The sequence below is a fragment of the Rhodopirellula maiorica SM1 genome (assembly GCF_000346295.1).
In the GTDB taxonomy this organism is placed as follows: domain Bacteria; phylum Planctomycetota; class Planctomycetia; order Pirellulales; family Pirellulaceae; genus Novipirellula; species Novipirellula maiorica.
Genome location: NZ_ANOG01000583.1, coordinates 1 through 11,541, shown reverse-complemented (window position 1 = coordinate 11,541; position 11,541 = coordinate 1). Strand labels below are relative to the sequence as shown.

Genomic DNA, 11,541 nt, shown 5'->3' with positions numbered 1-11,541 from the left:
TATGATAGGGCTGCTGCTTTTTGAATTCGTGCAACAAGATCGTTCGTTGTGGGCCTTCACCGCCAACAAACTTGTCAATCTTTCCGTCGCTATCGCAAGTAATATCACCGATCACCGAGTGGCGAGTCGGTTGTTCGTCCAAGCGATGAATCGGCATCACCGGGAACAATTGATCGATGGCCCACGAGTCCGGTACCGATTGAAACAACGAGAAGTTGGCGAAGTAAATATCCGACAACAAACGATTGAGATGTTTGACATCGTCCGGCACATACTCAAGCTCGCTGGCAAACTCACGCACGCGGTGGCAGATTGCGAAATAAAGATTCTCGGCAATCACCCGCTGCTCTAACGGCAAATACCCGCCGCTGAATAAGTTCATCGCCAAGTCGAGCGAAGTTTGGGCGTCATGGAACGACTCCAGCATATTGGCTGACGTCAAACCACAATAGCTGCTCCATAGATCGTGAACGGGTTGTTCAAACTCATCAGGAATATCGGTTGGCAGATCCTGCACACTCCCCTGCTGCGTCACTCCTAAAGTGTTGACCACCAACACGCTATGATGCGCAGCGACGGCGCGTCCGCTTTCGCTGATCAACTCGGGATGCGGGACCTCGGCTTCATCACAGACGGTTTGCACCAAGTGCACCACGTCTTTTGCATATTCTTGCATCGAGTAATTCATGCTCGATTCATTGTCGCTATGTGAACCGTCGTAATCGACGCCCAATCCGCCACCGACATCCAGCATTTCGAGCCCCGCACCCCGGCGGTGCAAATCAACGTAGATGCGTGCCGCTTCGAGGATCGCCGCTTTGAGTTGACGAATGTGCGTGATTTGGCTGCCGACATGAAAATGCAACAGTTTGAAGCAGTCGGCCATGCCGCGGTCTTCGAGCTTTTGCAGCTGGCGAAGCATCTCCGCCACCGTCAATCCGAACTTCGAGCGATAACCACCGCTGGCTTGCCAACGCCCCGATCCGCGGGTGGCAAGTTTGACTCGCATTCCGATGGTCGGCCGCACCCCAAGTGCTTCGGAGTGCTTTAAGATCAGGTCCAGCTCGCTGACCTTTTCAACCACCGGGATCACGGTACGACCAATCTGCTGGGCGCGCATGGCGAGATGGATAAAGTCGTCGTCTTTGAATCCGTTGCAGATAATCGGAGTGTCCGAGTCGGTCATCGCGACCACCGCCAGCATCTCAGGCTTGCTGCCGGCTTCGATTCCAAAACCGAACTCACGGCCGTGTTTGGCAAATTGCTCGACCACATCGCGCTGCTGGTTCACTTTGATCGGGAACACACAGCGATAGGAATTATTGTATTGATGTTCTTCGATCGCATCAGCAAAGCTCTCGCTGAGCCGTTTTAGACGATCTCGCAGAATACCGTTGAAGCGAATCAGAATCGGCAGGTCCAAGCCACGCTGAGTCAGCCCGTCGACGAGATCTTTCAGATCGATCGCTTGCTCAGGATCTCGACCGGGTGAAACCATCAACCGGCTGTCTTTGGTGACGTGAAAGTACCCGTCGCCCCAACGGTCGACTTCGTACAAAGAAGCCGAATCGGCTCCGGACCACTGCTTCGGTGCTACAACGCTCATTCAGCCAGATACCTCTTGGTGAATCGATGACGTTCGTGCCAGGACCAACGGCTGCCCGCAGCGAAGTCAAACGAGGGTCGGATTCTACAGACACACTCTCAAAAGAAAACGCCCTGCTGCGAAGCAACAAGGCGTTTGATGTCTAAATTGAGCGATTTTTTAGCGCAGGTTACGCTTGGAACGAGCTACCACAACCACAGCTCTTCACTGCGTTGGGGTTCTCGAAGGTGAAACCTTGCTTTTCGAGGCTGGAATACCAATCGACGGTCGTGCCATCGAGGTACAACGCACTCTTCTTGTCGACGATCACAGCAACGCCGTGGCAATCGTACTTGCTGTCCGCTTTTTCATCGAACTTGTCGTCGAATCCAAGCGTGTAGTTGAAACCACTGCAACCACCGCCAGCGACGCCGATTCGTAGCGAAGTGGACTCATCAAAGTTATTTTCTTGGCGAAACCGCTTCACTTCTTCAGCGGCTCGTTCGGTTAATTTTACTGCCATCGTTGTCAAACTCCTTCGGACGCCCTGTCGGACTGGTGAGTTTCGAAATGTAAACTACTCAGGTCTACCATGGTAATGCCGAAGCCTCCCAGAAAACCGTCAACCTTATAGTATTCGGAATGCTTGGGATTCGACAAGATGCAAGTATTCGGAATTACGTCAGAATGGCCGCAAAACTGGTGGTTTTCCCTGCGGATCCGCAGCCAGATCGTGTGGTGACGTTCCCTTCTGTCGCCCGCAAAGGGCCGCCAGTGCCCGCTAGGGTCCGAACGAGGACGCCTGAGAGCGATTCGCAGGCAATCTGGCTGGAATTGCCTACGATCCCTCAGCCGCGACGGATTCTACGGCTGCGGGATCGGTGGTTGGGTGAACGCAGAGACGCCTAGGCCGCTGCGGCCGATCGAGCGCCGGCAGCGTAAAAACCGCTGATGGTCTCGACGACGCGATGCTGTTCCGCTTCGGTCAACGACGGGAAGATCGGCAAATTCAAAACTTCTTTGCTCGCACGTTCGGTTTCCGCCAGAGCATCGCGGTCAAAATCAAGATCTTGGAAACATTGCTGCTCGTGCATCGGGACGGGGTAATAGACCTCCGATCCAATGCCACGCTCGGACAAATACGACCGCAGATCGTCGCGACGACCTTCGCCGACTCGCAATGCATACTGATTCCAGACATGGAACGCGTTGGGATCGGTCGCAGGCAAAACGATCTGGTCGGCGGCAACCAGATTGGCTTCGCTGAGCAATCGCGAGTAGCGATCGGCGTTGGCACGACGATCCTGTACCGCTTTGTCCAAATACCGCAGCTTCACGCGAAGCACGGCGGCTTGAAATGTATCCAAGCGGCTGTTGATCCCGACGACTTGATGATAGTAGCGAGGTCGCATGCCATGGCTGGCGTACAATCGCACACGGTCTGCGGTGGCAGCGTCACCGGTGGTGATCATCCCACCATCGCCCATTCCACCGAGGTTCTTGGTCGGATAGAAGCTAAAACATCCCATTTTTCCCCAGCTGCCTGCGGGACGGGAATGATAGGCCGCACCAATCGCCTGAGCCGCGTCTTCGATGACCGGAATGTCGTGATCGCCAGCAATTTGGCAAATTCGATCGATTTGGGCACATTGGCCGAACAGGTGGACCGGGATGATCGCGCGAGTCCGATCGGTGATTTCACTGCGGATCGCCTCGGGATCCACGTTAAACGTATCAGGACAAATGTCGACGAATACCGGCGTTGCCCCCAAGCGTGTGATGCAGCTGACTGAGGCGAAAAAAGTAAAGCTAGGAACGATCACTTCATCGCCGGGACCGATTTCCAGAGCCATCAGCGAAAGTAGCAAAGCGTCGCTGCCCGAAGCACATCCGATCGCGTTCTCGGCTTGGCTGTACGCAGCAACTTCGTTCTCCAATGCAGTGACATCGGGACCAAACAAAAATCGCCCGCTGTCGAGCACTTCGGTCAGCGCTTCGAGAAACTCTTCGCGGTGTGGGCGGTTATCACGATTCACGTCCAGCAAGGGGACGCCGTCGGTGGCATTGGCCATAGGAGCAACCTTCCATGGTTGAACTGGTTAATAAAATAGGGGACTTGGTAAAAGCGACGTCAATTCCGCGCTGGCCAAGTCCGGGGATGGGTTCCCTCGTTATTAAATAATCGCAGCGAGAGATTCAGGTCAAGAGAAAAATTTTTAACTCGGAGTGTCTCCCGTTCTTTTCAAGCCTGCCACCATTTCTTTCCCACGCGGCGATTTCGTTTCGGATAAAATGGCGACTCCTGCCTCCCTCCTCCCCAACCCGTCTCACCTCGCGGAAATACAGATGTACCGACGTCTTTCTATTTCACGCACGCCTCGGCTGCTGGTCTGTTCGCTGCCGGTCGCTCGGCTGTTCGCCCCTAGACTGTTCGTTCCTTGGATGCTCGCTGTCCGCCTGTACGTTGTTCTCGGCGCCGTCGCCGCACCGTGGTTTGCCGACACCACGGTGGTTGGACAAGAACCAAACCAACGCGAAACATCGAGTAAAACAACAGCTGCAGAACACGAAGCATTTTTTGAAACCGTCATTCGGCCTGCGCTGATCGAACATTGTTTAGATTGTCACTCGATTGAAAACGAAGTCAGCGGCGGATTGCAATTGGATACCCGAGCGGGCTGGCAGGCCGGCGGCGACTCCGGGGCCGCCCTGGTTCCCGGCGACCCGAACCGCGGCACCCTGATGGCAGCACTTCGCTACGAAGATGCCGATTTGCAAATGCCACCCGATGGCAAACTGCCTAATCATCTGATTGATGCGTTTTCCAAATGGATTGCCGACGGCGCCTATGATCCACGCGAGGCGGACCATGCGGCGGTTCAAGCGAAATCGAACTCGGGATTGTCAGTCGAACAAGCCCAGCAACATTGGGCGTACCGTCCGATCACGACTCCCGAAATTCCGACGAGCCCCGCCACCACGTCGACCTCGCCGATTGATCGCTTTCTGAATCAACGGCTGCTTGAATCAGGACTCACTGCCACCTCCGTTGCCGATCATTCCACTTTGGTGCGACGGCTCTATTTTGACCTAACCGGATTGTCTCCGAGTCCCCGACTTGAAAACGCATCTCAAGCAAGCCGGTCGGTTGCCCAGACGAACGAGAGTAATGGAGATGAGAGCAATGGGGATGATCAAACCGGCATCGACACTGATACCTATGAAACGCTCGTCGACCAATTGCTCGCATCACCCCATTTTGGCGAGACGTTTGCTCGCCACTGGATGGATGTCGCGCGTTACGCCGAATCGATCACGCTGCGAGGTTTTGTTTTTCCCGAAGCGTGGCGGTACCGTGATTATTTGATCGAAGCGTTCAATACCGACCGTCCGTTTGATCAGATGATCCGTGAACAAATCACGGGCGACTTGCTCGAGTCCGATGATCTGCATCAACGTCAAATGCAACATGTGGCGACAACGTTTCTGATGATGGGAAATTCCAATCTCGAGCAACAGGACAAAACACAACTTGAAATGGACGTGATCGACGAACAACTCGATACGATCGGACGTGCTTTTCTGGGGCAAACGATTGGCTGTGCAAGATGCCACGATCACAAATTTGATCCCATTCCTACACGTGACTACTACGCGTTGGCTGGCATCTTTCGGTCCACCACTGCGCTAAAACACGCGAACCTGTCTCGCTGGATCGAAAAACCACTTCCGGTCAGCGAATCGATGCAGCGTCACTACGAATCGATCTCGCAAACATTGGAAAACGTGAATGCAGAACTCGCGTTACGAAAAAAATCAGCCAGCTTCAAATTGACCAAAGAAAACCGAATCATTCCCCTGTCTGAACTCGACGGAATCGTCGTCGACAGCGGAGCTGCAAAATTGGTCGGGGATTGGATCCATTCCACTTCGGTCGGTCGTTTGATCGGCGACGGCTATCTGCACGATGGCAACGAACAAAAAGGATTAAAAACAGCGACGTTTGAACCAAAAAATCTTCCTGCGGGAAAATACCAAGTCCGACTCGCCTATTCCGCCGGCACTAACCGCGCATCCAACGCTGTCGTCCGCGTGTTCAGTGTGAACGAAGAAACCGTCGTGCGGATCAATCAACGACAAATTCCGCCCGAAGACGGAGTGTGGGTCTCACTGGGCGAATACGATTTTGAACGCAATGGACAGGCCTTCGTGATCGTTTCCAACGAAAATTCCAATGGCTATGTCATCGTTGACGCCGTTCAGTTCTTGCCGCTCTCGACAAACCAGAACCGTTCCGCTTCGCAGACAGCGAATCAGCCCGAGCATGCGGATCGATCCGACGAACAGAATCAAAAACAACGCGAGGCCGCTGAGAACGCCCGAATCATCGCCGATTTGGAAGTCGAACGCAAATCGCTGATGCAGCAACTCGCCGAGCGTCCTCGCTACATGACGCTCGAAGAAAACGAGGCTCCGACCGACGTTGCGATTCATATCCGCGGCGACGTCCACAATCTTGGTGATCGCGTGCCTCGCGGTTTTTTGACGGCGCTTCCCCACTGTGATTCGTTCGCGATCGAAGCGGACACCAGCGGGCGATTGGAATTGGCTCATTGGCTTGCTTCGCCCGAAAACCCGCTCACCGCACGTGTCTATGCCAACCGCATCTGGTGTGCACTGATGGGTCAAGGCATTGTGCCGTCGATGAATAACTTTGGCACAAAAGGTGCCCGTCCGACGCATCCTGAACTGCTCGATTGGTTGGCCAGCGAATTGATTCAAAATCATTGGTCAACCAAACATCTCGTCCGTACGATCGTGATGTCCGATGCGTACCGCCGACGGCTGACGCTGGACGATACGATCAAGAACCAACAGCAACAGAAAATCGATCCCAAGAACGAATTGTATTGGCGAGGTCACTCGCGACGTTTGAGTGTCGAGTCGCTTCGTGATGCGATGCTGCAAATCAGCGGTGAACTCGATCTAACTCAAGGCGGATCGCTGATTCGCCGTGGCACAAACGCCGATTACAACTATCACATCGACTCACCGCGTCGCAGCTTATATCAACCGGTCTTTCGCAACGCCTTGCCGGATTTGTTCGAAGCGTTTGATTTCGCCGACGCCAGCGTTTCGGTGGGACAACGCACTCGCAGCACCGTCGCGACTCAGGCTTTGGTGCTGATGAACCACCCTTGGATCATCGCTCGTGCCCGGGCGGCTGCCGCGAAATTCGATGCCCTATCCGCATCATCCACCTCAGATTCGTCGTCGACCGCCGAGCTGGTCAACCACATCTATCGCCACTGTTTTTACCGTCTACCTAGCGACGTGGAACGATCCACGTGCGTGGCGTTTCTGGAGCGACCTGGCGACGACGACGAACTTGACCGGCTTGCCATGCTGATTCATTCGCTGTTTGCATCCCTCGACTTTCGCTACCTGCCTTGAGGCAATCTTGTCATGATCGAATCGAATTTCACACGCCGACACATGCTGCGGACCGCTGCCTGCGGATTTGGCTCGATAGCCGCTTCGGCGATCCTGGCTCAAACCAATGCCTTGGCAAAATCGCATCAAGTGATCGCGGGATCGGGCCCACAATCGCCTTTGGTTCCCAAGGCCAAACGAATCATTTTCTTGTTCATGCAGGGCGGCGTCAGCCAAGTCGATTCGTTTGATTACAAACCGCTGCTGAGCAAGCATGACGGCCAATCGTATGAGTTTGACGATGCACGTCAACTCGCTCGATCGGGCAAAGGCCGAGCTTTTCGACTGATGCAATCGCCTTGGAATTTCCAACAATACGGGGACTCGGGACGCTGGGTGTCGGACTTATTTCCCGAAACCGCTCGCCATGCCGATGACATGTGCCTTTTGCATGGCATGCATACCGAAGGCGTTGCCCATGGCCCCGCGACACTGTTTCTGCACTGCGGCAGCACCAACTTCATTCGCCCCTCGTTCGGTTCGTGGTTGTTGTATGGATTGGGCAGCGAAAACGAGAATCTGCCTGGATTTATTTCGATTGCCCCATCGATCGGAAACGGGGGAGCACGCAATTACGGAAGCGCGTTTCTGCCGCCTCGCTACCAAGGCACGAAAGTCGGAAGTGCCAGCAGCAGTGTCATGACGATCGACAGTTTGACCCGAAACGATATCCCCCGCCGACTGCAACAAGAACAATTTGAATTGCTCAATCGTTTGAATCAGCAGCAATTTGCACAGCGTCCGCTACAAGACACGGAACTGGACGCCGCGATCAAGTCACATGAACTGGCGTGGCGTATGCAGCAATTTGCCCCCGAGACGCTCGACTTGTCCAGCGAAACCGCCGAAACAATCGAGATGTATGGAATCAACGCTCCCGAAACCAAACGCTATGGGGCCCGCTGCTTGATGGCCCGGCGGATGTGCGAAGCCGGAGTGCGATTTGTCCAAGTCAACTACGGTGACGATTCGGCCAACCCTGCCTGGGACCAACACTCCAATCTGCCTAAACACGCGACGCACGCCCGCGCGGTCGACAAACCGATCGCGGCCCTGTTGACCGATCTCAAGCAGCGAGGGCTATTAGAAGATACGATCGTATGGTGGGGCAGCGAGTTTGGCCGCACTCCCTATGCCCAAGACAACGGAACGGGTCGCGATCATAACCCGCGAGGTTTTACCGTCTGGTTAGCCGGAGGCGGCTTTCGCAGCGGGCATTCCCACGGAGCAACCGATGAGTTTGGTTTCCGCAGCATTGCCGGTCGCGTCCATATGCATGACTTGCACGCGACCCTGCTGCATCAATTGGGACTCGATCACAAACAATTGACTTTCGAGCACGCCGGTCGCAATTTCCGGCTCACCGATGTGCATGGCAAGATCGTCACCGAGATCCTCGCGTGACGTGCCCTGCCATTGACTTTAGCGAATCCGGCCGAGCGGATGGCAACGGTCGACCTGGCGCTCTGCTAAATCAAACGCTCAGTTAGTCGAAACGGTGTAACTAAGCGGTCCAGGACTTGGAATCGTCTCGACTAACTCACTTTGCGAGTGGAACTTGGCAGGCAAAATCTGCTTCTTAAAACTTGTTCCCGCTTCCGGTGAATCCGCCGGCAAATCAGCGACAACTTCTTCATAACCGCGTATTTCGACACGTTTGGCGCCGGGGATCACGGGGCCTTTGAAGACGCCGTCAATCACCTTCAAGTTATCCGCCTGGACCGATGGATCCTGAGGCACAAAGGTGACGTCACCGCTACTCAACGGCGTGCCATCAAGATCGACGGTCCCTTCCACGATCACGCGGTCCAGCGGAGCGCTATCGCAGCCGCACAGAAACACAGAGCAAGTGAACAAAACGACCACGATCGTTTGAGTGAACTGAGTTGGCATAAATGATTCCGATTCAAAGAAAGAAGGCTTGAAAAAGTGGCAGGGGAACCGCATCAATGGCGGCGGGGACAGCAAACCAGTCCCCGCCGCGTGTTCGTGATCGACTCGAGTCCATCGTTAAGGCAGTGTCACCACTTCGCCATTGTTGCGAGTGCCAAGTGCACGATAATTGACCAAGTCAATCGATTCGGTCAGGAATCGAACCGAACCATCGGCCAACGTGAATTGAGCGCCTCCTGGGTGCACACTTCGTGCAAAATTACGGATCTCCGCAGCGCCTCCGATCGAATTGCAAGGTGCCAATCGATAGTTTTCGGTTTTGCAAGAGTAGACTTGATCGGGCAGTGTCGTGTTGGGCGATTGCCAGGTCGTGAAACCAAATCCACCGTGTGGGCCTCCGCCCCAATAACCGCCCGCACCGCCCCAGCCGCCAAGTCCAGGACGCACCAACGCCTCGCCAACCATCAGCGTGTTCGAGGTACCATCGACAACGTCACGCATCTTTGTCTTTGAACTGTTGTAAAACATTCCATCCAAATTAGTCATCGGCCGGGTCATCTCAGTGCTGGCTGCCGCGACCACATAATTGCCCTGAAACCCTTCGCCGTTGGCACGCCGGGTGCCACCGCCACCAAAGCCACCGGCGCCTGGATCCGACGGACACATAAAAGCAGGCAACACGGCATCCTTAAGTTCCGGAGGCGTATCCATCACCCATTGGCCGTCCCAGTGCTGGTAGGCTTCCGAAACCGCTCCGATTTCGATGAACGACATCACTTGCTGCATCCAAGTATCCCGCCGGTGAAACGTCCCCGCATCACGATAACCATACGGGTAAACGCGAAATGTGTCATGGTAGTTGTGTAGAGCCAGTCCCAATTGTTTCATGTTATTGGAACAACTCATTCTTCGTGCGGCTTCGCGTGCGGCCTGCACCGCAGGCAAAAGCAATCCTACCAGGACGCCGATAATGGCAATCACCACCAACAACTCGACCAGCGTAAAACCAGTACTGCTCAAACGCTGCCTTGTAGATGCGCTCATATGTCCCTCTTTACCCCAATGCCAAGAAAAAAAACGTAGCCTGATGAAATCTCATCCAGCCTCGGTCTATAGACTACCGATGTTTGCACATCTGTCAAATTTTTCAGAGCGACTTCGCAGTCCGCTCTCGTCCGATAAATCAGGCGATTCGCATGAATCGGAATGGGCGATTTCTGGCGTCTTCCCACAGCAGGCGATGCAGTGCCGTTACCGACGAGCAACGGTCTTTCCCCATCCCTAATTTGGAAGGATCGACATGCCAACATTTTCGGAACCCCGAAATAAGCATGACGAAAAACATTTTTTTTAGTCACGCGATCAAACCTTGATTCGATCGACTTTTTACATTTCAGCCACCATTCGGCGCGACCCTCCGCCGATGCGATGAAAGTGAATGGTCATGGAATGATGCCACGAAAATGCACACATCACCGCGATGGTACTAACGGCGCGAATGTGAGCGTGTGTGCACTATGGATCATCTAGTCCGAGATCTATATCGCTAGCTCGTACGTCTTGGAAAAAATATTCGTGGCAAAATCTTTTGCAAAGACCGAAAAATACCACCCCCACCAGAGTCCTTCGCCCCCCTATAATAGTGGAACCAATACTCTGGTGCACTGAACATGATGATCTGGCATATGAAGTGCGGCCCCGGAAGATTTAAGTCGCAGAAGAGGCATCCGCCCTCATTGCACCGTGAGTTGCAACGAGGCCTACTGTTCTCGTTGATATTTAACTACGTAAACAGACTTCTGCACTTGAGACCCTCTCAGATCGATTGATGCACCGATTGGCTTCTAACGTCATTCCATGCTAAAAGTTTCTTGCCGCACAAGGATCGCACGATGCTTCGCCGTTCCCCGTTGGTCGAAACCTACAAAGCAGAATTGCCACCGCCACCGCCGCCGGATGACGCCCTCCTTCAGATCGATGACTTGGTCTTGTACTTTCGGTTTGTGATGCGTCACAAGTACCGAATCTTGCTATCGCTCTTGTATGCGTTCATTGGCGGCTGGATTTATTATCAAAATCAACCTGTCGTGTATCGATCAAAAGCCAAGGTATTGGTCGAGCCCAAAAACGCAATAAGTCCCGATGGTTACTCAACGCCTAATCACAAGTCATCCCTATTTGATACTCACGCTTCGCTAATCCAAAGCCCATGGTTCGTCGAAAAGGCAATCCAAGAAAACGATTTGCAAGGGCTGAACCTACTGGCTGAGTCCAGTAGCGTCGCCAATACGATCTTACCTCTGATGAATGTGGATCACGAGGATTCGATTGTCCAGATCTCAGTTGACAGCATTCATCCTGACGAGTGCCCCAAGGTGCTCGAAGCGCTCGTCCAGACATACCAGCTCTATCTTGTCGATTCCCAACGTGAAAGCATGGAACAGGCAATCAACCTGATTGACAAGAAAGCGGAATCGCTACAGCAACAGCTGCAACGACAAAAGCTGGCACACCAAACCGCGAAGGCCTCCGCCCCACTGCCAGCCATCGAAAACGCAGAGTATGCCACA

9 protein-coding genes are annotated in these 11,541 nt (G+C 53.9%); 4 read left to right on the top strand and 5 right to left on the bottom strand.

The annotated features are described in order from the left end of the window. The 3 genes from speA to RMSM_RS18615 all read right to left on the bottom strand — a co-directional run. Nucleotides 1–1,606, bottom strand: a 1,606-nt coding sequence (gene speA / locus RMSM_RS18625) for a biosynthetic arginine decarboxylase (protein ID WP_008699635.1), incomplete at its 3' end; no start/stop codon positions are given. A gap of 169 nt (nucleotides 1,607–1,775) precedes the next feature. Next, on the bottom strand, nucleotides 1,776–2,108 hold the full coding sequence (locus RMSM_RS18620) for a HesB/IscA family protein (protein ID WP_008699632.1): 333 nt from the start codon (nucleotides 2,106–2,108) through the stop codon (nucleotides 1,776–1,778). Nucleotides 2,109–2,490: 382 nt separating this feature from the next. Further along, nucleotides 2,491–3,657 (bottom strand): DegT/DnrJ/EryC1/StrS family aminotransferase, encoded by a 1,167-nt coding sequence (locus RMSM_RS18615; RefSeq protein WP_008699630.1) that lies wholly within the window; start codon nucleotides 3,655–3,657, stop codon nucleotides 2,491–2,493. A 274-nt stretch (nucleotides 3,658–3,931) separates the two neighbouring features. Between RMSM_RS18615 and RMSM_RS18610 the strand changes: the two genes are divergently transcribed. Then, the gene (locus RMSM_RS18610; protein ID WP_008699629.1) at nucleotides 3,932–7,039 is read left to right on the top strand and encodes a DUF1553 domain-containing protein; all 3,108 of its coding nucleotides are present in this window, start codon (nucleotides 3,932–3,934) and stop codon (nucleotides 7,037–7,039) included. 12 nt (nucleotides 7,040–7,051) lie between these two features. Further along, nucleotides 7,052–8,482, top strand: coding sequence for a DUF1501 domain-containing protein (locus tag RMSM_RS18605; protein WP_008699628.1), 1,431 nt, complete (start codon nucleotides 7,052–7,054; stop codon nucleotides 8,480–8,482). A gap of 78 nt (nucleotides 8,483–8,560) precedes the next feature. On the opposite strand, the gene RMSM_RS18600 is transcribed toward RMSM_RS18605, so the two are convergent. After that, a complete protein-coding gene (locus RMSM_RS18600; protein WP_040768006.1) occupies nucleotides 8,561–8,971 on the bottom strand; it encodes a hypothetical protein in 411 nt (136 codons plus the stop codon). Between the two features lie 117 nt (nucleotides 8,972–9,088). Continuing rightward, entirely contained in the window at nucleotides 9,089–10,015 is a 927-nt protein-coding gene (locus RMSM_RS18595; protein WP_063870242.1) for a DUF1559 domain-containing protein, read from the bottom strand. A gap of 43 nt (nucleotides 10,016–10,058) precedes the next feature. On the opposite strand from RMSM_RS18595, the gene RMSM_RS39935 reads away from it, so the two are divergent. After that, the gene (locus RMSM_RS39935) at nucleotides 10,059–10,256 is read left to right on the top strand and encodes a hypothetical protein (protein ID WP_144057765.1); all 198 of its coding nucleotides are present in this window, start codon (nucleotides 10,059–10,061) and stop codon (nucleotides 10,254–10,256) included. A gap of 607 nt (nucleotides 10,257–10,863) precedes the next feature. Further along, nucleotides 10,864–11,541: Wzz/FepE/Etk N-terminal domain-containing protein (locus RMSM_RS18590; RefSeq protein ID WP_144057764.1), on the top strand; the 678-nt coding region annotated here is incomplete at its 3' end.